This window comes from Streptomyces cupreus (assembly GCF_014257025.1).
Lineage (GTDB): Bacteria > Actinomycetota > Actinomycetes > Streptomycetales > Streptomycetaceae > Streptomyces > Streptomyces cupreus.
On record NZ_JACMSF010000065.1, the window covers coordinates 1 to 26,243 of the forward strand.

The 26,243-nt window shown below is 70.0% G+C and carries 21 protein-coding genes and 1 pseudogene; 6 read left to right on the forward strand and 16 right to left on the reverse strand.

Annotated features, from left to right (window positions below; genetic code table 11):
- The 5 genes from H4N64_RS37010 to H4N64_RS37030 form a co-directional block, all read right to left on the reverse strand.
- A partial coding sequence (locus tag H4N64_RS37010) for a GAF domain-containing protein (RefSeq protein WP_336246909.1) occupies nt 1-429 on the reverse strand: 429 nt, incomplete at its 3' end.
- Between the two features lie 123 nt (nt 430-552).
- On the reverse strand, nt 553-1,350 hold the full coding sequence (locus H4N64_RS37015) for a glycine radical domain-containing protein (protein WP_260860202.1): 798 nt from the start codon (nt 1,348-1,350) through the stop codon (nt 553-555).
- Between the two features lie 136 nt (nt 1,351-1,486).
- Nucleotides 1,487-1,954, reverse strand: a complete 468-nt coding sequence (locus tag H4N64_RS37020; protein WP_186286985.1) for a pyridoxamine 5'-phosphate oxidase family protein — start codon at nt 1,952-1,954, stop codon at nt 1,487-1,489.
- 148 nt (nt 1,955-2,102) lie between these two features.
- Nucleotides 2,103-3,173 (reverse strand): zinc-dependent alcohol dehydrogenase family protein, encoded by a 1,071-nt coding sequence (locus tag H4N64_RS37025; RefSeq protein ID WP_186286986.1) that lies wholly within the window; start codon nt 3,171-3,173, stop codon nt 2,103-2,105.
- 206 nt (nt 3,174-3,379) lie between these two features.
- Nucleotides 3,380-3,763: a DUF6223 family protein gene (locus tag H4N64_RS37030; protein WP_186286987.1), complete on the reverse strand. Its 384-nt coding sequence runs from the start codon at nt 3,761-3,763 to the stop codon at nt 3,380-3,382.
- Nucleotides 3,764-3,988: 225 nt separating this feature from the next.
- On the opposite strand from H4N64_RS37030, the gene H4N64_RS37035 reads away from it, so the two are divergent.
- The 4 genes from H4N64_RS37035 (at nt 3,989) to H4N64_RS37050 (ending at nt 7,861) form a co-directional block, all read left to right on the forward strand.
- Nucleotides 3,989-5,116 (forward strand): sensor histidine kinase, encoded by a 1,128-nt coding sequence (locus tag H4N64_RS37035; protein ID WP_186286988.1) that lies wholly within the window; start codon nt 3,989-3,991, stop codon nt 5,114-5,116.
- A complete protein-coding gene (locus H4N64_RS37040) occupies nt 5,113-5,775 on the forward strand; it encodes a response regulator (protein WP_186286989.1) in 663 nt (220 codons plus the stop codon). Before H4N64_RS37035 ends, H4N64_RS37040 begins: the two co-directional genes overlap by 4 nt.
- 144 nt (nt 5,776-5,919) lie before the next feature.
- Nucleotides 5,920-7,269, forward strand: coding sequence for a PhoX family protein (locus H4N64_RS37045; RefSeq protein WP_260860203.1), 1,350 nt, complete (start codon nt 5,920-5,922; stop codon nt 7,267-7,269).
- Nucleotides 7,270-7,495: 226 nt separating this feature from the next.
- Nucleotides 7,496-7,861 (forward strand): hypothetical protein, encoded by a 366-nt coding sequence (locus H4N64_RS37050; protein ID WP_186286991.1) that lies wholly within the window; start codon nt 7,496-7,498, stop codon nt 7,859-7,861.
- A 56-nt stretch (nt 7,862-7,917) separates the two neighbouring features.
- Here the strand turns inward: H4N64_RS37050 and H4N64_RS37055 are convergent, their stop codons facing one another.
- The 5 genes and pseudogenes from H4N64_RS37055 to H4N64_RS47020 all read right to left on the reverse strand — a co-directional run bounded on the left by H4N64_RS37055 (nt 7,918) and on the right by H4N64_RS47020 (nt 12,120).
- Nucleotides 7,918-8,811: a universal stress protein gene (locus H4N64_RS37055; protein WP_186286992.1), complete on the reverse strand. Its 894-nt coding sequence runs from the start codon at nt 8,809-8,811 to the stop codon at nt 7,918-7,920.
- A gap of 148 nt (nt 8,812-8,959) precedes the next feature.
- Nucleotides 8,960-10,486, reverse strand: a complete 1,527-nt coding sequence (locus H4N64_RS37060; RefSeq protein ID WP_222109841.1) for a cellulase family glycosylhydrolase — start codon at nt 10,484-10,486, stop codon at nt 8,960-8,962.
- Between the two features lie 20 nt (nt 10,487-10,506).
- Nucleotides 10,507-10,920: a carbohydrate-binding protein gene (locus tag H4N64_RS44605; RefSeq protein WP_222109844.1), complete on the reverse strand. Its 414-nt coding sequence runs from the start codon at nt 10,918-10,920 to the stop codon at nt 10,507-10,509.
- Nucleotides 10,900-11,742: pseudogene (locus H4N64_RS37065) on the reverse strand (hypothetical protein); the annotation flags it as partial. The gene H4N64_RS44605 and the pseudogene H4N64_RS37065, both read right to left, overlap by 21 nt.
- Nucleotides 11,743-11,904: 162 nt before the next feature.
- A complete protein-coding gene (locus tag H4N64_RS47020; protein ID WP_186286994.1) occupies nt 11,905-12,120 on the reverse strand; it encodes a hypothetical protein in 216 nt (71 codons plus the stop codon).
- A 161-nt stretch (nt 12,121-12,281) separates the two neighbouring features.
- Between H4N64_RS47020 and H4N64_RS37075 the strand changes: the two genes are divergently transcribed.
- Nucleotides 12,282-13,049 carry a calcium-binding protein gene (locus H4N64_RS37075; protein WP_186286995.1) on the forward strand — a complete coding sequence of 256 codons (768 nt, stop codon included), beginning with the start codon at nt 12,282-12,284 and terminating at the stop codon, nt 13,047-13,049.
- Between the two features lie 50 nt (nt 13,050-13,099).
- Here the strand turns inward: H4N64_RS37075 and H4N64_RS37080 are convergent, their stop codons facing one another.
- On the reverse strand, nt 13,100-15,085 hold the full coding sequence (locus tag H4N64_RS37080) for a glycoside hydrolase family 127 protein (RefSeq protein WP_186286996.1): 1,986 nt from the start codon (nt 15,083-15,085) through the stop codon (nt 13,100-13,102).
- A gap of 261 nt (nt 15,086-15,346) precedes the next feature.
- Here H4N64_RS37080 and H4N64_RS37085 point away from each other — a divergent pair, with 261 nt between their 5' ends.
- On the forward strand, nt 15,347-19,489 hold the full coding sequence (locus tag H4N64_RS37085; RefSeq protein WP_186286997.1) for a phage tail protein: 4,143 nt from the start codon (nt 15,347-15,349) through the stop codon (nt 19,487-19,489).
- Between the two features lie 43 nt (nt 19,490-19,532).
- On the opposite strand, the gene H4N64_RS37090 is transcribed toward H4N64_RS37085, so the two are convergent.
- From H4N64_RS37090 to H4N64_RS37110, 5 genes are all read right to left on the reverse strand, one after another.
- Complete coding sequence (locus H4N64_RS37090) at nt 19,533-20,222, reverse strand: response regulator transcription factor (RefSeq protein WP_186286998.1); 690 nt, start codon at nt 20,220-20,222, stop codon at nt 19,533-19,535.
- A complete protein-coding gene (locus tag H4N64_RS37095) occupies nt 20,219-21,691 on the reverse strand; it encodes a sensor histidine kinase (RefSeq protein ID WP_186286999.1) in 1,473 nt (490 codons plus the stop codon). The genes H4N64_RS37090 and H4N64_RS37095 overlap by 4 nt, the downstream gene beginning before the upstream one ends.
- 649 nt (nt 21,692-22,340) lie before the next feature.
- Entirely contained in the window at nt 22,341-23,795 is a 1,455-nt protein-coding gene (locus H4N64_RS37100) for a SulP family inorganic anion transporter (RefSeq protein ID WP_186287000.1), read from the reverse strand.
- Nucleotides 23,796-23,803: 8 nt separating this feature from the next.
- Nucleotides 23,804-24,382: a carbonic anhydrase gene (locus tag H4N64_RS37105; protein ID WP_186287001.1), complete on the reverse strand. Its 579-nt coding sequence runs from the start codon at nt 24,380-24,382 to the stop codon at nt 23,804-23,806.
- Nucleotides 24,383-24,507: 125 nt separating this feature from the next.
- Nucleotides 24,508-25,953 (reverse strand): alkaline phosphatase PhoX, encoded by a 1,446-nt coding sequence (locus tag H4N64_RS37110; RefSeq protein WP_186287002.1) that lies wholly within the window; start codon nt 25,951-25,953, stop codon nt 24,508-24,510.
- Nucleotides 25,954-26,243: the final 290 nt, after the last annotated feature.

Below are 26,243 nucleotides of genomic sequence, written 5' to 3' on the forward strand. Positions count from 1 at the left end.
GGGGTGGTGGGGCGGGAAGCCGTAGGAGGCGGGGTGCTCGGAGATCTTCGCCAGGCGCAGCGGCTCCGGGTGGCGGATCAGTTCGCCGAGGATGCCGTGGCCCTCCGGGAAGGGGCCGATCGCTGCGATCTGTTCCTCGGTGACGCCGACGGTGTGGAACTCCGAGAGCAGCCTCCCGCCCGGACCGATCACGCCCAGGGCGGCGTACTGGGCGTCGACCAGCGCCGCCGCCGCGTCCACGATGCTGCGCAGCACCTGCTCCAGGTTCAGCTCGCGCCCGACCGACAGCACCGCCTCCAAGAGGCTGTGCACCCGGTCGCGGGTGCCGCGGGCCGCGTCCAGACGGGCCTGGAGTTCCTCCAGCAGCTCGTCCAGCCTCAGCTGGGGCAGCCGAACGCGGGCCTCCCGAGCGTCCTCGGAGTGTCCCACCGATGATCCTCCAGGTCCCCTCACTCACCACGGCCGACCGTCGTGGCCTGATGCCACGGTATCGGTCCAGGTCGGGGCGGGGCACGGCGGATCATGTGCGGTGGCCGGCGCGGAGGGCCGGCTTCACAGCGCCCGCAACCCGTGCTCCCGGAACTGCTCGCGTACCCGCTCGGTCAGTTCCGGGTCGGGCGTGCGGGTGTCGCCCAGGGGGAAGGAGAGGCCGAGGGCGTCGTACTTGCGGGCGCCCAGCTTGTGGAACGGCAGGACGTCCACCCGGTCGACGTTGCCAAGACCGGCCAGGAACGCACCGAGCCCGTCCACGGCCTCCGGGGCGTCGGTCCAGCCCGGGACGAGTACGTAGCGGACGTGCACCGGGATGCCGAGCCGGTCCAGCCGGATGGCGAGGCTCAGCGTGGGGGCGAGCGAGCCGCCGGTCAGCTTCCGGTAGGTGGCGACGTCGAAGGACTTGATGTCGAGCAGCACCAGGTCGGTGTCGGCGAGGAGTTCGTCGGTCGCGCGGGCGCCGAGGAAGCCGGAGGTGTCCAGGGCCGTGTGCAGGCCCAGTTCCCGGCAGCGGCGCAGGACCGCCGCGGTGAAGGCCGGCTGCAGCAACGGCTCACCGCCGGTGAGGGTCACTCCCCCGCCGGCCGTGGTGACGACGTCCCGGTACCGCTCGATGCGGGCATCGAGCTGCTGCTCGCGTGTGAGGCGCACGAAGTTGACGGCGTATCCGGAGACGCGGATCGTCAACTCGGGGTACTTCTCCGGGTGTTCCATGGCGTCCTCAAGCGTCGCCCGGTTCAGCACGTTGACGTTCATGTGGAAGCCGCCCGCACCCATGTGGGCGTCGAGGATGCCGACCAGCCGAGGCCCTCGGGGGTGACCGTCGAGGTGAGGGAGATGCCACGCCTGCCTCTGCATGGGGTGCCAACGTCATCACTGCCTCCGGATCGCTCATGTCGCCGCTCGTGGCGGCTGCGCTGACGATGCTCGTCGCTCGCCGCGGCCGGGGGCAGGGCCATCGGGAGCCCATCAGCGCGCCGTACGGCCCCCTCTGTCAGGGCCGTACGGGGGCCCCGGGCGCGTACGAGTCAAGGTCCACCCCGTACCGCGTACGTCCGCCGACGAGTTCACGTCCGGTGACCAGTTCGGGCTCGACGCGTACGAAGACCTCCTCGGGCGAGGGCACCCAGGAGCGCGGCCCGACCCGGCACAGCCGCGCGTGCTCGGCCGGATCCGTCACCACGGTCGCCCGGCCGGTGACGACGACGCTCCAGCCGGAGTGGGCGACGGCGTCGACCTCGTCCGCCTCGAAGGCGACGACCGCGCCGTCGACCGCACGGACCAGTTCCGAGACCGCCGACGTCCGCAGCAGCACCGCGCCGTCGCCGTCCAGACAGAAGTTCACCGGCAGAACGGCAGGCAGAGCCTGGCGCGTGTGCACGATCCGGCCGACGGGCGCCTTCGCCAGCAGGCGCAGGCACTCCTGCCGGTCGAGTTCGCGGAAACCGTCGTTGGGATACATGGCCGGCCCGTCTTTCACCTGATGCAGCGAGTGCATTCCATCCTGAGCCGGAAGACGGCCGACGGTGAGGGGCCATCGGTCCCGCCCCCGCCCGAGAGCGGCCCTGGGACGGGGGACGAACGTCACGCCTGGCAGGACCCTCCCTTCGTCAGGCCTCCGGGACGGCCACGGCGTCATGCCGCTGCTCGCCGAGCACGACCTTGAGGGCGCCGGTGTCGGCGGCGCGGGCGAAGACGTCGTACGCCTCCTGCATCGAATCCAGCGGGAAGGTGTGGGTGACCAGCGCCGAGGTGGGCAGGCGGCCGGCGGCAGCCATGCGCAGCAGGGTGGGCGTGGAGTGGGTGTCGACCAGGCCGGTGGTGATGGTCACGTTCTTGATCCACAGGTCTTCGAGGTGCAGGGTCACGGGCTTGCCGTGCACGCCGACGTTGGCGACGTGCCCGCCGGGGCGGACCATCCGGGTGCACATCTCGAAGCTCTCCGGTACGCCGACCGCCTCGATGACCACGTCCGCGCCCAGCCCGTCGGTCAGATCGGCGATCAACTGCTCCGGACCCTCACCGGCGTCCGCGACGGCGTCGGCGCCGAGCTGCCTGGCGGCCTCCAGTCGGGCGGCGGCCAGGTCCACGGCGACGATCCGCTCGGGGGCGAACAGCCGGGCCGTGGTGATCGCCGCCAGTCCGATGGGGCCGGCTCCGACGACGGCGACGGTGTCCCCGGGCCGCACCCGCCCGTTGAGCACGCCCACCTCGTAGGCGGTCGGGAAGATGTCGGCCAGCAGGACGGCGTCCTCGCTCGCCAGCGTGTTGGGCAGCGCGTGGACGGAGAGGTCGGCGTGCGGCACCCGTACGTACTCGGCCTGCGTGCCGTCGATCAGGTGGCCCAGGATCCAGCCACCGCCGCCCCGGCACTGGCCGTACATCGCCTTGCGGCAGTACGCGCAGCGGCCGCAGGCGGTGATGCAGGAGACCAGGACCCGGTCGCCCGGGCGGACCGTGCGTACGTCACTGCCGGTCTCGACGATCTCGCCGACCGCTTCGTGCCCCAGCACCGTGCCGGGGCGCACCTCGGGCACGTCGCCCTTGAGGATGTGCAGGTCCGTGCCGCAGATGGTGACGGCGTCGACGCGCACGATCACATCGGTGGGGTCCTTGATGCCGGGATCCGGGACCTCCTGCCAGGAGGCGTGTCCGGGACCGTGGAAGACATAGCCCTTCATGACCGTTCCTCTCTCGGCCTCCGGCCGACGGCGCGTCGCCGGAGGACCGGTACGACCCGGCGCATGGCGCAGCGCCGGGTATGCCCCGTAGATCCAGCATGTCCGCAGTGGCCGACGTCCGCATGGGCCGGTCGGCCCCGGCCGGGCGACCAGCGCCCGGCCTGGAGGCAGCCCGCTCCCCTATGCACCCGGTCCCGGCCCACCGGTCACCGGCGCTGGGACTCGAAGTGGCCGGCGACCCGCTCACCGCGTCGGGACCGGGCGAGCGCGCGCCGGCCGAACTCCATGGCAGCCAGCCCCAACGGGATGGCCACGACGGCTCCCACCATCCCGTTGCCCGTGCCGGGACCCCCACTGGAGGTGGCCAGATGCAGCACCCCGAGTACCGTGCCGACCAGGCCCACCGCCATGGCCGACATGGCGCCGGCGCGCGCGTTGCCGACGCTGATACGCCCGGCGACGCGGGCCAGGGCCGCCCAGCCGATGACCACGCCGATGAACCCCACCCCGAGGGCCAGGTTGGCCCCCGTACGCCCGTCACCGATGACGCCGCCCTCGGCGGCCACCGTCAGGACGTCTGCTGCGCTCATGCCACTCTCCTCCTTCGTACGTGACGAGGTTGTGTTGTGCCTTGAGCGTGCCTGCCGACCGCACCGCCGGTCGTCCAGCCGATGCGGTCTCTTCGGACTGCCGTCGACATGGCAGTCGACTGCCGCGGACGCGGCAGGTGGCCGGCGACTACCACGTGTGCGGTAGTCGGCCGCTCGTCCGTGCGCGGGACTCGCCCCGCGGCCGCGTCCGGCTAGGGTGCGCGCATGGACACAGGGCGTCTTCGTGTCCCGGCCGGTGCCATGGACTGGGCGATTGCCGTCGGTGTGGCGGCACTGTTGCTGGGCACCGGGTTGTCGGGGCAGCACCCGGCCGGGGCGCGTGAGCTGCTCGGCTCCGTGCTGCTGGCGGCAGGCGGTCTCGCGCTGCTCGCGCGTCGCAGGGCTCCGATCGCCGTGCTGGCCGTCACCGGCCTGTGCACGGTGGGGTACGAGGCGGCCGGTTTTGAAGTGCTCTCCGTCTCGTACCTGGTCGCGGTGTACGGCGCCGTGCGAGCCGGCCAGCGGGCCCTGACGGCGGCGGCATCCGTGTCCCTGCTGGTCGCCCTCCCCCTCACCGCTCTGGTCTTCCGCGACGGACCGGCGCGGGAGGCGTTCGCGCAGGCCCGGAACGTACTCGAAATCGCCTGGCTGATCGCCGCCTTCGCCGCCGGGGAAGCGCTACGCCAGGCCGAGCGGCGGGCGGAGGAGGCCGAGCGCACCCGGGAGGAGACCGCGCGGCGCCGCGCCGACGAGGAGCGCCTGCACATCGCGCGGGAGCTGCACGATTCCCTCACCCACCAGATCTCGATCATCAAGGTGCAGTCCGAGGTCGCCGTCCACGTGGCCCGCAGACGTGGCGAGCAGGTGCCCGAGACGCTGCTGGCGATCCAGGCGGCCGGACGTGAGGCGACCAGGGAGCTGCGCGCGACCCTGGAAGCGCTGCGCGACGACGACACGACGCCACCGCAGAGTCTCGAACACATTCCGGACCTGGTGGAGCGCGCCCGTTCGATGGACCTGGACGCGACACTGACGATCGAGGGGCAGCGGCGCGACGTCCCGATTGCGGTGGGCCGGACCGCCTACCGCATCGTCCAGGAGGCGCTGACCAACACCGCCCGGCACGCGGCTGCCACCACCGCGACGGTCCGGATCGCATACCGTCCCGACAGGCTGTCCATCCAGGTGGACGACGACGGCAAGGCCACCCCCGCTGACGCCCCGGCCCCAGGCCTCGGGCTGCTCGGCATGCGCGAACGCGTCACCGCCCTCGGCGGCCGGCTACGTGCCGAACCGCGCGCCGATCACGGCTTCACCGTCCAGGCCGAACTCCCTGTGGAACGAGCATCATGATCCGTGTCCTGCTGGTCGACGACCAACCACTCATCCGCAGCGGCTTCCGCGCGCTGCTCGACCTCGAGGACGACATCGAGGTGGTGGCCGAAGGCGCCGACGGCGAAGTGGCTTTGGCGCTCGCCAGGGAGCATCTGCCCGACGTCGCGCTGATCGACATCCAGATGCCAGTCATGGACGGCATCGAGGCAACCCGGCGCATCGCCGCGGACCCGGCGCTGACCGCCGTACACGTCGTCATGCTGACCAACTACGGCATGGACGAGTACGTCTTCGAAGCACTGCGCGCCGGCGCCGCCGGGTTCCTGGTCAAGGACATCGTCCCGGAGGACCTCCTGCACGCCGTACGGGTCGCCGCCCGCGGCGACGCCCTGCTCGCCCCGTCCATCACCCGCAAACTGATCCACCGCTACGTCACCGAGCCCCTCCCCACCACCACTGGCGCCGCCCTGGCAGAACTGACCGACCGCGAACGCGAAGCGGTCGCCCTGGCCGCACAGGGCCTGTCCAACGACCGGATCGCCGATCGCATGGTGATCAGCCCCATGACCGCGAAGACCCACATCAACCGCGCGATGACCAAACTCCACGCCCGCGACCGCGCCCAACTCGTGGTCCTCGCCTACGAGTCCGGCCTGGTCACTCCGCGCAACCGTTGAAAGCGGCTTCCTGCGGGAGGAGAGCGCTCCGGAAGACCTTCTCCCAAAGGTCACTTCCCGTTAGGAATCGGACTCACGGTTCGCTTCTAGGGTGACTGCCGCCGCCCCCCGGTTCGTTGTGGCGAGAGGACTTCCATGTCAGGCATGTTCGCCGGATCTTCGACCGGTCATGGTTTTGAGCGACGCACGATCTTGCGTGGGGCGGCGTTGGCCGCGGCCGCGTCCGTCCCCTTCCAGGCCCTGGCGGCGCGGACGGCGGCCGCCGCGCCGGTGAAGCTTGAGTTCGATGCCGGGTACGGTCCGTTGCGGCCGGTGAAGGACCAGGCGACCGGGCTTGAACTACTGCATCTGCCACGGGGGTTCGAGTACATCTCCTACGGGTGGACGAACGACCTCATGGACGACGGCGTGCGCACCCCGGGCGCGCACGACGGCATGGCGGCCTTCCGCTACGACGACAAGGTGCACCTCGTCCGTAATCACGAGCGTGGCGCCGGGCCCGCGTTCACCGCCCCGGCGTACAACTCGGAGGCCGGGGGCGGCACCACCACCCTGGTGTTCGATCCGGACGCCGGTCAGTGGCTGGAGTCGTACGGCAGCCTCGGCGGCACCATCCGCAACTGCGCCGGCGGTCCCACCCCGTGGAACACGTGGCTCACCTGCGAGGAGACCTTCTCCACGACCGAGGGCAAGCGGCACGGCTACATCTTCGAGGTGGCCTCGGAGGGCAAGGGCAACCCCGAGCCGTACACGGCGATGGGCCGCTTCAATCATGAAGCCATCGCCGTTGACCCGGCGACCGGTTATGTGTACGAGACCGAGGACCGCGGCAACGCCTCGCTGTACCGGTTCGTCCCGGCGGTCCCGGGTGATCTGGCCAAGGGGGGGCGGCTGGAGGCCCTGCGCATCGGCGCCACGACGTACGACACCCGCCTCGATGGCGAGAAGGCGTACGGCACCGTTTCCTGGGTGCCGGTGGAGGACGTCGACCCGGCTGCGGACACCGTGCGGCTTCAGGCGCAGGCGAACGGCGCCGCGGTCTTCAGCCGTCTCGAAGGTGCCTGGTACGGCAATGGCCGCGTCTACGTGATCACTACCGACGGCGGTCCCGCCCGCCAGGGCCAGGTCTTCGAACTCGACCCGGCCACCGACGAGTTCCGCGTTCTGTTCGCCTCGCCCGGCGCTGACGTCCTCAACGCGCCGGACAATATGTGCGTCAGCCCCAGCGGCGCCCTCGTGCTCTGCGAGGACGGCGGCGGCACCGAGTACGTCCACGGTCTGACCACCGACGGCGAGATCTTCCGGTTCGCCGCCAACAACGTCGACCTTCGCGGCGGTACGGCGGGCAAGAACGTCCCGGCTGCCGACCACCGGGGCTCGGAGTGGGCCGGTTCCGTGTTCGAACCCAAGAACGGGAACTGGCTGTTCGTGAACATCCAGACCCCCGGCATCACGTTCGCGATCACCGGCCCCTGGGCCCAGGGCGCTCTCTGAGCCGAGCCGAACGCGACGCGACGGTGGCGCCACACCATGGATGTGGCGCCACCGAGCGGGTTCGGCATGCCCCTTGCCAGGGTTGCGGGAAGATCACGACCGTTGGACGCCCCGCACACGACCGAGCACGCACTGTGTAGGCTGCGAGCGACCCGCCGCCCTCCCCCACCAGCTGGTCTACCCGGCCCGGCTGTACACGTCGGGCATACGTATGAGGAGGAGGGGCGTGAGCACGACGTCGCCGGACAAGCCCACCGCCGAGGAGTTGGTGGAACACATCGCCCAGGTGGGCCGCGCCTTATGGGCAGCCAGCCACCTCGGCAGCCCGGCCCCGGTCGTGGCGCAGCTGCGCGACCGCATGGATCATCCCCAACCCGGTGACCTCGTCATGGAGTTCGCGCCGTTCACCACCGGCGACTTCGACCCGGACAGCGTCGGCCGGCTCCTGGCGATCGAACGCCGGCCGGGCTGGCCCACCCGGTATGTGATCGAGCCGCTGCTTCGGCCCGGCGAGCAGCGTGACGGAATGGATCTGTCACTCATCGCCCTGCCCGACCAACGCAGCTACGCACGGTGGGCCGACGGCGCCTGATCACCGGTGCGTCGACGAGGACGTACTTCCTGGGACCGGGTTGCACAAGCTCGACGTCAGCCGCTGTCACTCGTGCGCGGAATCACCGCCACCGGACACTCGGCGTGGTGCAGCACCGTGTGTCCCACCAGGCCGAGCTGGGGTCCGAGGTGGCCATGGCGGCGATGGGCCCCGATGATCAGGAGGTCGGCCGCGCAGGACCGGGTCACCAGCGCATGGCGTGCCGAGCCCTCGACCAGGGAGCGGTGCAGGGTCACGCCGGTGTACTCCTCGGCGATGGTGTCCAACGCCTTGTCGAGGAGCGCCGAGGCATGGTCCTCCTCGGCGTGGGCGGGCGCACCGGTCAGCAGCGGATGCGGTGCCGTCCGGTGCGCCGGGCGCCGCCAGGCCCGTACGGCCTCGACCTCGCACTCACGCACCGCGGCCTCCCGGAAGGCGTACCTGACCGCGGCGGCGGCCGTGGTGTCGCCGACGGCCAGGACGATGCGGCCGTTGGCCGTGTGTCTGTTCTCCGCCCTGCCGCGCACGACAGCGACCGGGCAGGGGGCCCGGGCGGCGAGGGAGAGACCGACCGAGCCCAGAAGGAGTTCCCTGATCGGGCCCCTGCCCCGTACCCCGGTCACGACGGCACTGGCGAGGCGCGCCTCGCGCAGCAGCGCCGACACGGGATCCTCCGGCAGCACGCTGGTGCTGATCTCCAGCGTCGGAGCGCGCTGCCGGGCACGCTGGTCGGCGAGCGCCACGACGCTCTCGGCGAGATCGTGTTCGGTCACCACGGCCGGGTCGGCCCCCGGGGTCTCCGCCAGGGCCGCCCCCTCGTACCGCTCCCACAGCGAGGCGTGGACGATCCGCAACGGCAGTCCGTGGCGCACCGCCTCGTCCACGGCCCAGTCCACGGCATGGAGGCTGGACTCCGAGCCGTCGACACCCACGACGAAGGGCAGTTCCATGCTCCCCACCGCCTTCAGCGCCGGGATACTTCTTCTCCCATTGTCCCCCTCGGGCTGCCGAGCACTCGGCGTATATCGAGCTACCTCGCTGGGCGCGGGTGTCACGACAGCACGGTGCGCCGCAACCCTCGTTCGGGGCGGTGCCTGCTCAGGTCGTGGGGAAGGAGTCCGGTGTGCGGATCCGGTCGCGGATCCAGACGCCGGCCGGCTTGAGTGAAGTGGTGCCGGTCCAGGGGCCGTTGTTGTTGCAGGTGCCGACCTTGAACACGGCGCCGGTGCGCTCGTCGTCGGAGAAGTTCCAGTTGACCCAGCTGATCTTCTTGGCGGCCATCAGGTCGAGGTACTGCTGGGTGCGGGTGAAGTTGTTCGGGCCGTCACCGCTGGCTTCCTGGGTGCCGAACTCGGTGACGAAGATCGGGATCCGGTCCGATGCCCGGTTGAGCGCGTCCAGGTACTCCTGGTCGTGCGAGGCCGCGTAGAAGTGGAACGTGTACATGATGTTGGTCGCCTGGACCGGGTTGTTGATGATGTCGGTCTCGTTGCGGCCGTCGGAGATTCCGAGGGAGCCCCAGCCGTGGGTGCCGATGAGAATCGGGGTGGCGGGGTCCTGGGCGCGGATGACGGGGATGAGCTGCTCGGCGTAGGACTTGATCCGCGACCAGCTGACACCGTTGGGTTCGTTGGCGATGTCGTACAGCAGGTTGGTCTTGCCGCGGTGGCGCTGCGCGATCTCGGTGAAGAACGTCTTGGCGCGGGACAGGTTGTAGTTGGGGTCGCCGGGCGTGAGCTGGTGCCAGTCGACGAGGGCGTACATGCCGCGGGCCGTGGCCATCTCGATGAGCTGGTGCACCCGGTCGGTGAACATCCTCGGGTTGGTCTCGTAGCCGCCCTCTTGGACATAGAGGGAGATGCGCAGTACGTCGGAGTTCCAGTCGGTGGCGAGCGCGTCCAGGGAGCCGCCGGTCAGGCAGTGGCTGTACCACTGGAGGCCGTGGCTGCTCATGCCGCGCAGTTGGATCGGCTTGCCGTACTGGTTGCACAGCTTCACTCCGCACACCTTGAGCCGGCCGTTGATCGCGGCGGGGGTGGTGCCCGGCGGCGTTCCGCCGTTGCTCTGGGTGGTGGCGGTGACGGCGTCGGAGACCGGTGAGACGTTGCCCGCCGCGTCGCGGGCGCGGACGGTGAAGGTGTACGCCGTGCTCGCCGACAGGCTGCCGACGGTGTGCGAGGTGCCGGTCGTCGTGGCGACCTGGGCGCCGTCGCGGTACACCACGTAGCCGGTCACGCCCACATTGTCGGTGGAGGCGTTCCAGGCCAGGGACACGCTGGAGGATGTGGTGCCGGTGGCGCGCAGGCCGGTCGGGGTCGAGGGAGCGGCCGTGTCGGTACCGCCGCTGCTGTCACCGAGCAGCTTCCACAGGGCGGGGGTGTTGGGGGGCTCCCAGCCGGTCAGGGACGTGTGGCTCTGTAGGCATTCGTAGTCCTTGCCGCCGTAGGACACTCGGGTGCCCACGGTGTACGAGGTGTTCGGCTGCCACTCCGGGTAGGCGGAGATCTGAACGCTCGCCGCGGGGGCCTGCTCGGCCACGGTGGCGAGCGCGGGGGAAGGAGCGAGGCCGAAGCCGAGCGCGGCAAGCAGTGTGCCGGCAAGCAGAGTTGACAGGGGTCTGCGCATGACGTCCTCCTGGTGGGGTCTCAACTGACCGTGATCTTGTCGACGTTGGGTCCGCCGTTGGCGGTCGTGGCGGTGGCACGGATCCTGTTGGTGCCGGCGGTCAGGGGCACGGTGAGCGTGGCCGTCGCCCAGGAAGACCAGGCTCCGGTGGGGTTGAAGGGGTGACCGGCGGAGACGGCCGTGCCGTTGACGGCGATGTCCATGGGGCGGTTGAGGGTCGTGCCGTTGGCGTAGCGCAGGGCGAGGGTGGCGGGGCCCGCGGTGCTCGCCGGGACGGTCCACTCGACGAACGAGCCGGTGACGTTGTCGTAGTTCACGAAGCCGGTCCCGGAGAAGCCGGCGTGGTTGGACTCGACGACGCCCTGCGAGATGAAGGCGTCCTCCGCCTGGTGGTCGACCGCGGCGGGGCCGTCGACCAGTTGGTAGCCGCGCATGTTCCGCAGCAGCAGATAGCAGTCCTGCAGCGAACCGGAAGTGTCGCCGAGCGAGCGGTAGATGCCCCACTTGGGCCGCACCCGGTCGAGCAGGAAGGTGTCGACACCCGTCTTGGTCCCGTCGACGAGGGTGACGCCGTCCTTGCGGAGAATCCACCGCACACTGCCCGCGGTGCCGTCGCCGATCTTCATCTGGAAGTCGACGTCGACCCAGGAGTCGTGCAGCGGAACGAGGTCGGTGCGGCCGACGAGGATGTTCGACTCGAACAGTTTCAGTTCGATGGTCTGCACCCCGTTCACCCGGCGCAGGGACATCACGGTGATCGGCGAGGTGCCGGTGCCGGGCTGCTTGGTCTGCATGATGTGGGTGAAGGACGTGGTCGCCTTCAGCGAGCTCGGGATGTACATCTGGTACGTCGTGCGCCAGGTCTCGCCCGGGAGCCAGCGCAGGTACGAACTGCCGGACGTACGCATGCCGGTCACTTCCTGGCGCTGACGGTCCGTGGAGGTGTCCCGGTCGACCATGTGCATGTTGAACCGGAAGGTGTCGCCCACTGGGTAGATGTGCGGTTGACCCGCCGTGTGGGAGTCGGCCCGGTCGTCCTCGATGGTCTCGAACGCGCCGAGACCGACGCTCGCCGCAGAAGGCGCCCAGCGCAACGCCCAGGAGCCGGCGAGTGTTGCGGCCGTGGCGGTGGCGGACGGCAGCCGCAGTGGCGCGGGGAGGGCGGCTGCGGCGAGACCGCCGACGGCCGCGCCGAGCAGGCCTCGGCGGGAGGGTCCGGCGCGGTGCGCGTCGGGGCGGGGGTGCGTAGGTGGCATCAGGGAGTCTCCTCGTTGTGAGGGTGGGACTGATGTGCCTGATCAGGGGCGTACGGAACCGCTCGGCAGGGAGCGGTGTTCCGACGATTGTTAGGAAAGTTTCCTTACACTTTCCCGGAGGGTAGAGTCTTGACCGAGCACGGTCAATAGCGAGCTCGGCAGTCAAGGCGCCGCGGCCCGGCGCATGCCGGATCTTCGGCAGGCGATTTCGGAGTGATCGACCTCAAGGACGCCGAGGGCTGGGTCGTCACCGGGCACCACAACGATGTCCTCACCTATGTCGGCCCCGATGAGCCTCAAGACCGGTCGAAGATCGCTGTCGGGCTGTTCGGACGTTCCAAGCGCCATCGGGATGGCACCGAGCTTCACGTCGTCCACGTCGAGGACAAGCGAGGCACAGCGGACCCAGCGCAAGTGCCTGCGCGATAAAGGTGGGCCAGGGCAGTTCGGAATGGAAGATTCCGTACAACTCGATGATGCTCTCGTGGGTCTCCCTGCACGATCCGGACCATGATCCGGCCCCAAGTGCTGGGAGAACCATGCACAAGCATTACGCGGCGGTCGTCACCGTCGCTCCCCTGGTCGTCCTCGCCGCCGTGGCACCGGCCGCCCACGCCGATACGACCGTGGGAGACGCCCGCATCACGTCCATCACCTTCGCCAAGGCGACCACCGGCGTCGGCGCCACGCTCGGGACATCGGTCGGCGTCACGCTGACCGCCACGGACAACTCCGGCATCGACAGCGTCATCGGTCCCAAGGTAGTCGGCCCCGACGGGCTGGTCATCCGTCCCACCCACAATGAGTGCACTGCGCAAAGCGCGACCACTGTGCAGTGCGTCTACAGCTTCCCTCTCTCGCCGGACGGCACCGACGCACAGGACCTGCGGAACAGCTCGGCGGGTACCTGGCACTTCAAGGCCAAGGCCGTGGCCAACGACGGTGACTCCCACCACCTTTCACCGGGCGCACCGCTCAGCGTCAAGCGGCACGCCAAGCTGGTGGACGCCCAGGCCACGCCCGAGCCGATCGACAAGGGTGACAAGCTCACCGTCACGGGCTGGCTCCGGCGGGCCAACTGGGACACCAACGTCTGGGACGACTACGCGGGCAAGTCCGTGGCTCTCCAGTTCCGCGAGTCCGGAACCGACACCTTCAAAACCGTCAAGACGGTGACCACCGACAGTCTGGGCAAGCTGCGCACCACAGTCACCGCGAACACCACCGGCACCTGGCGCTGGCGGTTCACCGCCAACACCATCGCTACGGGTGCGACGTCGCAGGGCGATCGGGTCGTAGTGAACTAGAAGCGAAGTCCTGAGGAGCAGGCCGACAGTTGGCCGGGCCTACTCGTCGGTCACTGTTGGGGTATCCATACGCGCATGGCGCCGTCGCTGCGGTTCGCCCAGGCGTAGTAAGGAACTGCGGTCAACTCGACGGCCTCGTCGGCGCGTCGGGTGTGGGCGGCGTCCGTGAGGTACGGCCACCAACCGGTGGCGTCCGGCGCGAGACGTCGACCGGAGACGACGACGGTGGCGACGCCGCCGAGCAGGTCGGGGCGTTCGCGCACGGTGGGAGCCGTCGAGGCGTCGAGGACGACACCGTCGAGGCCACCGGCGTTGTCGACCTCCTCCAGGCAGTACACCAGCGGCCCGCGCTCCAGTGCCACGCAGCCGCGCACGGCGTCGACATAGGGGTGCGGGTGGGTCCGGCGCACCGGCAGGGCAAGCTCCAGCCGGACGGTGTCGCCCGGCTGGAAGGTCCGGGTGACGCGCAGCCAGCCGTGCTCGGGCTGTTCCCGCACGGGCGCTTCGTTCACGGCCAGTTGGAACTGTGCGCACCATGCGGGAAGCCGGAGGGCGAGGGTGCGCGCCCCGGCAGGTGCGTCGTCGACGGTCACGGTCACCGTGCCGTGCCACGGGTACTCGGTGGCCACACGGACGGCGAGGCCGCCACCCGCGTACTCGCCGGTGGCGTACTGGTGCAGTTGCAGACCGCTGTCGTCCGCGCTCGCGAAGTAGTGCGGCAGACTGGCCAGCAGGCGCATCGCGTTGGGCGGGCAGCAGGCGCAGCGGAACCAGGGCGTGCGCTGCGCCGTCTGGTCGCCGGGGCGCTCGTGCGAGCCCACACGCCGCTGGAGCGGATTGACGTACAGCCAGGTACGCCCGTCCAGCCCCACGCCGGCGAGGAAGCCGTTGTACAGGGTGCGTTCGATGAGGTCCGAGTAGCGGGTCTCACCGGTGAGCAGGGCCATCCGCCAGCTGAAGTGCACCGAGGCGATGGCAGCGCAGGTCTCGGTGTACGCGCGGTCGGAGGGAAGCTCGTAGGCGTCCCCGAAGGACTCCCAGTCGTGCCGCGAGCCGACCCCTCCGGTGAGGTACGTCTTCGTGGAGACCGCATCGGTCCACAGTCGCTCCAGCGCCTGCCGCAGCCGGACGTCACCCGTCTCGGTCGCCAGATCGGCGGCTCCCGCGAGGAGGTAGAGCTGGCGCACGGCGTGCCCGGTCACCTCCTGGGCCTCGCGGACCGGGGCGTGGTCCTGCCAGTACTCGGCCCCGGGGTCCCGGTCATGGCCGCGGTCGGCGCCCGAGGCCAGTGCGCCGTGTCCGCGCCGTTCCAGGAAGTAGCGGGCCAGTTCCAGATACCGCTTGTCGTCGGTGGCTCGGTAGAGCTCGACGAGCGCGGTTTCCACCTCGGGATGGCCGCACACCCCGTCCACTCGCTTGCCGGGACCGAAGACGGACTCGATGTGGTCGGCGAACCTGTCCGCCACGTCGAGCAGTTCGCGGCTTCCCGTGGCCCGGTGATGGGCCACTGCTGCCTGCATCAAGTGGCCCGCGCAGTACAGTTCGTGCCCCCAGCCGAGTTCGGTCCAGGGCTCACCGCCGCCGAGCTGGTAGTACGTCTGGAGATAGCCGTTCTCCATCTGGGCGGCTGCAACGAGCCGGACGGTCCGGGCGACTTCGTCGGCGAGGCCGGACTCCGGTGCGTCGGCCAGCTGCCAACAGGCCGCTTCCAGCCACTTGTAGACGTCGGAGTCCTGGAACTGGAAGTCCCCCGAGAACGCGCGTGCCGCGCCCGGGTCTGCTGCCGCGCGCAGGTTGGCGAGGTTCCCGGCTTCCTCGAGCCGCTCGGGGCCTTCCGTGATCGACACTTCGGCGTTGGTCCGGCGACGCGTCGCCCAGAAGCCGTCCGTGATGCGGACGACGGAGGCGGGTCGGTGCACCGCGGCCGAGTTCGCGCTGGGGTGGACCGGTCCGGTGAGTGGCGTGTGCAGCTGAGCCTCCGGAGGGCGAGAGTGGTAGTAACCGCTTACCCCGATCACGCTAGGGCGCCGTCGCATGCCACGCAAGAGAGGAGGCAAGACCTACCGATCCAGCACGCTTCCCGGCAGATTCTTGGCCGTGTCAGGCCATTGACGCCGACCCTCGGCAACCCTAGTTTCTTGGAAACCGGTTTCTGAAGCCGAGCCGTAGCCACGCCCGTCGATGCTGCTGCCCATCAGCCGCCGCCCTGCTGCCCGCTGCCCGCTGCCCACGCCCGTTTGCCCGCGACGCGTGGCCCTTTGCCCGCTGTCCGTTGGCCGCGAAGAAGGAGATCCGTCATGCCCGCAGCACCCTTTAGCCGCCGTAACTTCGTCCAGTTGACCGGCGCAGGCACGGCCGCAGCCACGAGCGGCTGGCTCTGGCAGTCCGCGCCGGACGCGTACGCGGCGCAGTCCGCGGAGGACGGGCGGGCGGAGAGGCAGGCCGGTCTGGTCGACCAACTCCTCCTCGGTGACGAGGAGTCGGAGTCCGCTCACGGATTCACCTCCGACGGCAGCAGGATCGTCACCGACGACAACGATGTCAGAGGCAGAGTCGCCACTCCCCTCGCCCCGGTCGGCGTCAGAGGCGGCGAACTCCGGTTCACGATGACGACCGATCCGACGGCCCAGAACTACCTCACGCTCAAGCTCTGGGGCGGCGACTCCTCGCCGTACACCACGCTCGCTTACGTCAACGGCGAGCAGATCGGCTTCCGCCGCAACTCCGACTACGAGCCCCTCAGTTTCGGCTTCTCCAAGCCCGCGCCGGGCCGTTTCACCTACCAGACCACCATGCTGCCGCTGGAGATGACCGCGGGCCGGGAGCAGGTGGAGATCACCCTCCGTACCTACCACAGCGGTTACAGCGGTACGGTCACCGCAGACTCCCGCACCTACTACCGCGTCTACACCCACACCGCAGCACACCTGGACGCGTTCGGCGAAGACCTCCCCGGCTACCTGCCGCCCATCGCCACCCCTGTCGATCTCACCGACGCGAGGAAGCAGGAGCTGATCGACGGCTTGCGCGCCGCGCAGATCACCCTCTTCAACAAACTCTCCGCCCAGATCGACGCCTCGGCCTCCGGCAAGCTCTCGATCGTCCGGTACGTGGACGAACTTCGTTTCTACGCGGGGGTCCTGACCACCGACTGGTGCCCGGCCGCGACGCCCGCCGCGAAGAAGACCGCCCTGCTGCGCCTGTTCAAGTGCGTCGACAACCACGTCAAGGACTACTACGGCAACACCAGGCTCCTGCTCCGCGGCGGACACCAGGGCGACTGGGGCGGCTACTACGGCGCACTGGGTGAGGCCCTGTACATCGCCGAGAACGTCATCAACGACAACGACATCTACGGGGCCGACACCTTCAGGACCTTCCTCGACGAGGAGTTCACCACCGGCACCGAGGAGGGCGAAACCTCCCTCAGGGACGTCGACTTCGACGGCTCCCCGCTCACCCGCCGCGCCGCGTGGGGCCGCTGCCTCAAGGCGAACTTCGACTTCGCGCGGTCGCGGCTGTCGTACATCTACAACCAGGTGTTCTTCACTTACGAGGGTGCCTGGAAGGCCCACGAGGGCCTGCGGGTGATCGGCTCGAAGTTCTACGAAGGCAGGAAGCGCAGCCACGCCATCCTGGGCGAGTCCCTCGGGATGGTGCCGTTCCTCGGCGAGGAGGTCCTGGTGGGCCCCGACGGCGAGGAACTCGACCTGTACCACTCGCTCTTCTACCACGACAGGACCGCGCGATTCACCGATGACTACGTGCGGTTGGTGGGCAAGGGGCTGGCCAAGAGCAAGCTCGACGCGGACGGCGAGATCATGCGGCGACTGCCCTACGGCAGGCACTACACCGGCATCACCGCGGCGGGCCTCACCCGTGAGAACACCTACGTCGGCAACTACGGCGAGGAGGCCTCCCAGCACCTGGGCGAGTACTTCTTCAAGACCTGGGGCCACCAGGGCGACGAGGAGCTGAACGACGAGATCCTCAGGCTCACATTGCGCAATCTGCACGCCCGCGCCCACACCCGCTACCCCGCGGCGGACGACAGCGGCAAGAACCGCCTCATGCGCACCGAGGGCGTCATCGACGAACGCAACGTCTACGTGCCCGGCATCCCGGGCTACTGCATCCGCATCAACCGGGGCCAGTCGCTCTTCCTCGCCGCCGTCGAGGCGCACATGGCGGCGCACGCCGACCGTTACACGGGCAACGGCTGGGACATTTACTGGGAGTACGCCCGCGAGGCCGTCGGCGTCGCCCAGCAGCAGCTCGCCGACCGCCAGTACTTCAACCAGTTCAACGCCGTCACCCAGTGGCTCAAGGTCGATCTCCGGCTCGCCGAGACCTGGGCGTATCTCACCGGCAAACGCGCGACGTACGACCGCTTCGGCACCGTCAAGGCGAAGAGGGTCCTGCCGCAGACCGACTTCCGCTCCTACAGCGCCGCGGAGATCGCCGAACTGGGCGTGGATCCGGCCGACTACGAGCAGTTCGCCTGGGTCGACATCGACAACATGTTCGTGTCGATGCGTGACGGCGACACCCGCGTCTTCGGCTCGCTCTACGTCCAGAACCGGGGCGTCGCGGGCAGCGGGCGGCTGCATGTCATGGCCCCGGCCCATGAGCACACCGTGCAGCTGCGCACCAACGGCCGGTTCCAGTTCCGCGACTACTGGGCCCGCACCGGCAACATCGACGCCGACTTCATGGAGGACATCAACACCGGCGACAACTGGGCCCCGCAGGCGCTGGCCGGTGAGATCTGCCCGATCGCCTACCAGCCGGGCGTCGGCACGGTCAGCCGCGAGAACTTCGAGGCCGACCACCCCTACTCCGGGTACGTCGACTTCCTCACCGCCCGCTACGGCCGGTACCTCTTCGGGATCAACACCACGCGCGAGGTCTACGGCAACAAGCGGACGCACCTCCTCGCCGTGCCCTCCGGCCACCGCCGATCCACCGTCCTCGACCTCGTCTCCGGGAAGGAACTGCCGGTCAACGGCGGTCATGTGACGGTTCCGCCGTTCAGCGCCGTGGTGCTCAAGCTCTCCGAGGGCGCAACCGAGACCCTGCTGCCGTCCGTCGTGCGGTACGCGGCGGCCCTGCCCGGCGACACCTGCATCGGCGTGACCTGGACCCCTACCGCGGGCGCCACCTTGTACACGATCGAGCGGGCGACCCGCGAGGACGGCGAGTACGAGACCGTCGCCGAGGGCGTCAAGGGCCTGTACTGGCGCGATGAGGAGGTCAAGCAGGGCGGCCGCTACTTCTACACGGTCACCGCCGTGAACAGCGCGGGCCACGGCTGGTCGTCCTGGCGTGCCGAGGCGGTCCTAGCCGCGCCCGTGTCGCGGGATCTGACCGGCTCCGGCTGGCGTGACGACCGGCTCGGCTCGCAGCAGAGTGGCAAGACCTCCGTCAGCGGCGCACGCCTCACCATCGCGGGCGGCGACGGTACGGGACTGGGCACGGGCGACGACTACATGATCGCCACCCGGGACATCGAGGACTCCCTCCTCTTCTGCAGCCGCGTCCTGGCCGGCACCGGCATGGTCACCGCACGCATCGACGACCACCAGGGCGCCCTGACCGGCCTGATGCTGCGCGACAAGATCGACGCCAACACCCGATACGTCTACTTCGGGGCCGCCTCCGACGGCACCCTCGTCCTCGCCAACCGCGACCGCGACAGCCGCCACGACTGGCAGGACGACGTACGCTCCCCGCGCGACGCCAAGATCTCCGGCTTCACCGCCGCCGACTACCCCTACCTGCGGCTGGTCCGCGACTACGACACCCATCAAGTCCTGGCCTTCGCCTCGCCCGACGGCACTTCCTGGACGTACGCGGGCTCGCTGCTCACGCCCCTGCCGTATGCCGTGCACGCGGGTGTCGCTGCCTCCGGTGACGCCGTCCTGTCCGCGGTGAGGGTGCGCGACACGGCGAGCGGCGCGCTGCTGCCGTACGTGGTGAGGCGCGAGGCGGACACGGCCGTTGTCGCCTGGAACAAGCCCGAGGACGCCACCGGTTTCACCCTCTACGGGACCGAGGACGCCGATACGGCCGCCACCGATCCGCTGCAGAACGGGGCGGGTTGGGAGAAGGTCCTCACCGACACCCGGCTGCGCGGCTGGACGGAGCAGGAACTGCGCCACGGCAGACGCTGGTTCAAGGTCGCCGCCTCCCTCCCCGACGGCTCCAGCACCGTCAGCGAGCACGCGGCGGTCGCCGTCGCCGAAAGCCTCACGCGGCTCCTCGCACGGGCCAGGAATACCGACGCGCCCGACTGGACCCAGGAGAGCCACGCGGCCTTCACCGCCGAGCTCGACCGGATCGAGAAGGCGGCCGCGCAGGCGAGCACCGACGAGGACGCACTGATCGACGAGGTGTACGCCGCGTACAAGCTGTTGGTGTCGCAGGACGCGTCGCAGTGAAGTTCGGGGGGCACATGCTGTGCCCACGGCACGCCGTGTCCCGTCAGGCGAGTTCGTCGTCCTCCAGGCGGTAGCCCTGTCCGCGCACCGTGGTGATCCTGTCGGCGCCCAGCTTACGGCGGAGGTAACGGACGTACACGTCGACGACGTTGGAGCCTTCCGACGCCTCGTATCCCCAGACGTCGGAGAGCAGGTCCTCCCGGCTGAGCACGTCGCCGGCGTTGCGCATGAGGTGTTCCAGCAGGGCTGCCTCCCGGGCGCTGAGCTGGGTGATCCGGCCGTCGACATACGCCTGGCGGGTGCGGGTCTCCAGGGCGATTCCGGCTCGGCGCAGGACGGAGCTGTCGCTCTCGCGCAGCCGCAGGCGCAGGCGGACCCGGGCGAGGAGTTCCTCGAAGCTGAAGGGTTTGGTCATGTAGTCGTCGGCTCCGCCCTCCAGGCCGTGCACCGTGTCGGCGACGGTGTCCCGGGCGGTGAGGATGATGACCGGGAGGGCGCTGGACGCCGCGCGGAGGCGGGTGACGACGGTGAAGCCGTTCTCGCCGGGCAGTCCGATGTCCAGCACCATGAGGTCGTATCTGCCGGACATGGCCGCGCGGCGGGCTGCCTCGCCGTCGGTGACGACGGTGGTGCGAAAGCCCTGGGCGGTGAAGCGTTCCGAGAGGTAGGAGGCTATGTGGGCCTCGTCCTCGGCGATGAGGATGTGGTGGCTGGGCTGTCTGCTTGGGCTCATGGCTCCTGCGGGCCGCCGTCCAGGGCGTGTGTGACGTACGGGATGCGCAGGGTGAAGATCGCTCCGTGGCCCGGGGCGCTGTCGACGTGGATCTCGCCGTGGTGTGCCTCGGCTATGGCCTTGACGATGGCGAGGCCGAGGCCCGCTCCGGTTCTGCCGCGGCTCTCCTTGGCGCGGGCGAATCGCTCGAAGATGCGTTGCTGGTCGGCGAGCGGGATGCCGGGGCCGGTGTCCCTGACCCACAGTTCGACCCTGTCGTGCCCGGCCCGGCCGCCGATCCAGATACGGCCGCGTTCCTCGGTGTGCTGAGCGGCGTTCTGGGCGAGTTGGATCATGGCCTGGGTGAGGAGCTGGCGGTCGGCGTGGAGGGTGTCGCGGTGCGGGTTCTCCGCGAAGTCGAGGAGCCAGCGGCGTTCGGCCAGCGCGGCCGCCTTGACGTAGACCTCTTCGATCAGTTCGGAGAGGCTGAGGTCCTCGGGGCGCAGGGCGTCCGGGCGGCGGGCCTTGGCCAGCATCAGGAGTTCCTCCGCCATGCGGTGCATACGGTGCAGTTCGTCGGTGATGACCGCGACGGTCCGGGCACGGTCCGCGGGGTCGTCCGGGATGGTTTCCAGCCGGCTGAGCACGATGGTGATGGGGGTACGTAGTTCGTGCCCTACGTCGTTCATGAACTGCCGTTTCGTGGTGAACGCGTCGTCCAGGCGGTCGAGCATGTCGTTGAAGGTGCCTGCCAGTTGACCGATCTCGTCCCGGTCCTGGACGGGGAGACGGCGCGTGATGGCCGACTCGTGGATCGAGCGGGCGGTGTCCCGCAGGAGCCGCAGCGGCGCGACGATACGGCTGGCGAAGATCCAGCCGACGCAGGCGGACAGCAGCATGGCGCCGAGGCCGAGATAGGTCTGCGTGCGGATCGAGTCGTTGATGTTGTCGCGTTCGTGCTGGGTGAAGGTGGCGATGACGAGGACGCCCCGCGCGGAGTCGCCCGCTACCGTGACGGGCACGGCCACGAACCGCACGGAGCCCGCTGGGCTGTTCGTGTCGCCGTAGGAGGGTGCGCGGACCGCGGCGGCCCGGGCCATCAGCGCGCGGTCGGTGTCCAGGCGCGCCGGTGGGTCCTCGCCGGAGCGGCGGTACGGCTTTCCGTCGACCAGGGTGATCAGGGTCTGGCCGTGCTCGGGTATGTAGCCCTCCAGGTAGGCGACGAAGAGTGTGCGGAGTCCGCCGCGGGGCGGGCTCGGGCCGCCCGACGTCGCGGTCGCGAAGTCGCGGAACGCCTTGATGTCGTGGGCGAGTTCGCTGTCGACGCGTTCGTTCAGGCGAGCCGTGAAGATGATCGATTCCGCGCCGGTGAGGCTCGCCAGGGTCAGTCCGACGAGCACCAGCATCCGCCCGAGCAGGCGCACGCGGATCGACCGGAGCGGGTGGCGCCAGGGCATACCGACGGGCTTCGGCGGTGCGGGCTCAGTCATCTCCACCGGAGCTGTCATCGTCTCCGCCGTCGTCGGACGCGGACGCGCTCGGGGAACTCGAAGTCGTCGCGGCTGTCGCGTTGGGTGGCGCACCGTCATCGGCTGCCGGGCCGGCGGGGACGGGGGACTTCGGTGCCACGGGTTGCGCCGTGTCCGTCCGCTCGGCGACCGTCCCGTCCGGTTGCTCCGCGCCGGTGGCGGCGGGGGCATCCTCGCCGTCGTCCTCGTTCTCGTCCGGGGTCCGGGTCGTGGGTTCAGGGGACGGTGACCTCGTCGGGGTCCGCTCCGTCGCCCGGCTGTCCGGGGATGGTACGGAACTGCTCGTGGGGCCGGGCCCCGTGCGGCCAATGACGACGGGCTCACCGAGATCCGGAGGCGGTGCCTGGTGGGCACCTGCAACCGGGATTCCGACGAGCAGAATCGCACCAACAGCGAGAGCGGCGAGACGCTGGCTGCGGGTCACGCGGGTACAACCTCCTTGGCGTGCTGGGGCTGGGGTGCGTCATCGGACCCGGCCTGGAGAGGTAATCAGCGGAGTCCGGCGGCGGCCTGCTGGCCGCATTACTCGTTCTTGAACTTTGTGTGTGAGTGGTGCGCTGACTGCGGGCGCGGGGGCGGCACCCGTACGGCGCCACCCCCGCGGTCCCGCTCAGACGGCCATGGTGACCCGGGCCGACGAGCTGCCGGCCGCGTCATGCCGCTCGGCCCAGTTCTCCAGGGCCGTACGGCAGGCGTGGTCGAGGTGGTGCACCCGGGACAGGTCCAGCTCGACGGGCCGGTCCTGCGGGATGGCCTCCAGGGCGTCGAGGATCTTCGGCAGGCGGAGGAAGGTCGCGTTGCCGCTCAGGTGGGCCTGCACCGGGCCCGCACCCTTGTCGACGATCTCCAGCTTGATGTGGGACGCCTCCCAGGCCGACTTGACCACGGCGAGCGCGAGGCCGATCAGAACGCCCTCGAACATGCTGATCGCGACGATCGACACCGCGGTGACGACGAGGATCACGGCCTCGCCGCGGTGCCCGCGCCACAGGGCGAGGAGGCCCTTCACGGGGATGAGCTTGAAGCCGGAGTGGATCAGGACGGCCGCGAGCGCCGGGATGGGGATGACGCCCAGCGCGGCCGGGAGCAGGGCCGCGAACAGCAGCAGCCAGGCACCGTGCAGGATTCGGGAGGCCCTGGTCCGCGCCCCCGCCTGGACGTTGGCGGCGCTGCGCACGATCACCGCGGTCATCGGCAGCGCGCCGAGCAGGCCGCAGACCGTGTTGCCTACGCCCTGAGCCATCAGCTCCTTGTCGTAGTCGGTACGCGGACCGTCGTGCAGCCGGTCCACGGCCGCCGCGCTGAACAGGCTCTCCGCGGAGGCGATCAGCGTGAAGGCCAGGACGGTGGTCACCACCCCGATGTCCGCCACCTCCGCGAATCCGGAAGGCGTGGGCGGCTGGATCGCCGAGACCAGCCCATGCACCGTCACCTTGGTGACGGGGAGCGCGAAGGCCAGCGAGGCGACGGTGGCGAGCGCGACGGCCGCGAGCGGACCGGGCACGAGGCGTACCCTCTTCGGCAACTTCGGCCACAGCACGAGTACGGCGATGGTGCCCACGCCCAGCAGCAGCGACGCCACGGCCGGAGCGGAGCCCAGCGAGTCGGCGAACATCCGCGGCAGCCCGGCGATCTTGTCGATGCCGGAGGAGGGCGCCGTGCTCTGCGTCATCGCGTACAGCTGGCCGGCGATGAGCACCAGGCCGATCCCGGCGAGCATGCCCTCGACCACGGCGACGGAGATGGCCCGGAACCAACGCCCCCAGCGCAGGGCGCCCATGCCGAGTTGGAGCAGGCCGGTGGCCAGCACGATCACGCCGAGCATCGGCAGCCCGTGCTCGTGGACGGCCTCGAAGACCAGCACCGTCAGACCGGCGGCCGGGCCGGACACCTGAAGGCTGCTGCCCGGCAGCATGCCCGTGACGAGGCCGCCGACGATGCCGGTGACGATGCCGAGTTCGGCCGGGACCCCGGAGGCGACCGCCACGCCGACGCACAACGGCAGGGCAACGAGGAACACGACGACGGAGGCCGCGAAGTCCTGCTTGAAATAAGCGGTGTTCATCGGTTGCCTCACAGTGCTTCGAAGGAGTCGGATGCGGCCCGGTACGCCAGCACGCCGCCGGTGTGGACCTCGTAGAACCAGGCGTGGACCCGTAGCCGCTCGTCCCGCAGGCGGGTCTCTACGCAGGGGTACGACATGAGCCGGAGCACCTGCCCCAGCACGTGGTGCTGGACCGCATCGGCGACCTGCGGGTCGTCCGGCGTGCCGGACGGCAGTACGGCGGCATGACCGAGCCAATCGCGCACCGCGGGCACGGCCGACAGGTCGTCGCCGCGCACCAGCGCGCCGACCGCGCCGCAGTGGGAGTGCCCGCAGACCACGATGTCGCAGACACCGAGCACTTCGACGGCGTACTCGATCGTCGCGGCCTCGGAGGTGGGACCCGCGTCGTGGGGCGGAACGATGTTGCCGGCCGTACGCAGCTCGAAGAGCTCACCGGGGCGGGCACCGGTGATGAGCGAGGGGACGACGCGTGAGTCGGAGCAGGTGATGAAGAGAGCGTACGGCGACTGCCCCGCGGCGAGTCCGCCCAGTTCGGCGCCCTGAGAGCGGGCGAAGGTGCGTGCGTGATCGATGAGGGTTTGCATGTCAGCTTCCTCGTGAGGAGAGGTATCACTGGCAAGGGGGCGGCAGAGGCACGCCGTTGAGCCACTGCCGTCGAACCGGTCGAGCCGTGGGGGGCGGAATCGGAGGGGAGGGGGAACCGGCGGAACTAGCCGTCGTCGCCGTCGTCGCCCGACCAGGGGCCGGTGATGGCGAGGAGGATGCCGGGGTCCTGGATGTTGGCGAACAGCGTCCTGCCGTCCGCGGAGAAGGTGACGCCGGCGAACTCGCTGTACTCCGGGGCCTCCGCGGTACCGACGTTCAGCTCGTTGCGGGCGATGGGGTAGGTCTGGCCGTCGGCGGTGGCACCGAAGAGGTGGGAGACGCCGTCGCCGTCCTCGGCAATGACCAGGCCGCCGAACGGAGAGACGGTGATGTTGTCCGGGCCGTCGTAGGCGCCGTCCTGCGACGGGGCGGTGTTGACGGCCAGGAGAACCTTGAGGGTGATGGTGCTGCTGCGCGGGTCGTAGAACCACACCTGGCCGTCGTGCGGGGTGCCGGGGCTCTCGGTGCGGGCGTAGCTGGAGACGAAGTAGGCGCCGCCGTCGCCCCACCACATGCCCTCCAGCTTGCGGGAGCGGGTGATCTCACCGGCCAGGAACTGCTTGCGCACAGAGGTGGTGACGGCGTCCCGGTCCGGGACCTTCACCCAGTCCACGCGGTACGCGGTGCCGACCTTCGTCGCGCGGGAGAGGTCGTCGACGTACTGCCCGGCGGCGTCGAAGCACTTCATCGCGTCCAGCACGCCCGCGTTGTCGGCCAGGGCCCGCAGCTTGCCGGGGCCGTGGCTGAAGCCGACCGGCGGGGTCCAGCGGTAGAGCAGGCCGTTGGGCTTGGAGGCGTCCTCGGTGAGGTACAGGTGACCGCGGTAGGAGTCGACCACGACCGCCTCGTGGGCGTAGCGGCCGAGGCACTTGATCGGCTTGGGGTCGAGGTTGGCCGCGCTGCCGTGCTTGGGGTCGACCTCGAAGACGTAGCCGTGGTCCAGGGTCATGCCGCCCACGCCGGCCTTGTCCTCGGTCTCCTCGCAGGTGAGCCAGGTGCCCCACGGGGTGACGCCGCCCGCGCAGTTGGTGGAGGTACCGGCGATGCCGACCCACTCCCGTACGGAGTCCTCGGCCACCTCGACGACCGTGCAGCCGCCGGCCGCCGCCGGGTCGTAGACCAGACCGTCCAGGTGCGGCACCGGGTACTCGGCGACTCCGAGAGGGTCGTCGATCTCGTGGTTGTTCAGCAGCAGGGTCACGGCGTCGTCATCATCGTCGCCGCCGGCCGAGAACGCGCCCGTGCCGTCGTGGTTGCTCGGTGTGGTCTGGCCGGACTCCAGGGTGGTGACTCCGGTACGGGTCAGGATCCGGTAGGAGAAGCCCTCGGGCAGGGCAAGGATGCCCTTGGGGTCCGGGACCAGCGGGCCGTAGCCAGCCGCGCCGCCCGTCGCGGCCGTGTCGGCGACGGCGCCGGGCGCCGTGAGCAGCGCCTCCACACTGCCGATGAGCATGACCCCGGCGCCGGCCAGCGCCGATCGGCTGAGCAGTTCCCTGCGGTTGAGCGGCATCTCGTCTCCCGTACGGAGTGGTGAGCGGAATTCGACCGACCTGTGAAGGCCGACGCTCGCCATGCTGGCCAGCCGGGACGAACCACAGCGGAAGCCAAGAAGAAGTCAAGAATGTGTAGCTCTCATGTTTCTCATCGGAGAGCGATGCGTCCGGAGCGACGGCTCCGTCGGCATTCACAGGGTCGACCCCGCCTGCCGGTGGACGGCTACGGTGCCACCGTGTCAGCTGACCGCGCCGTCACCGTCCGTCCCGGAACCGCGGCTGACATCGAGGCCGCGCGTTCTTCTTC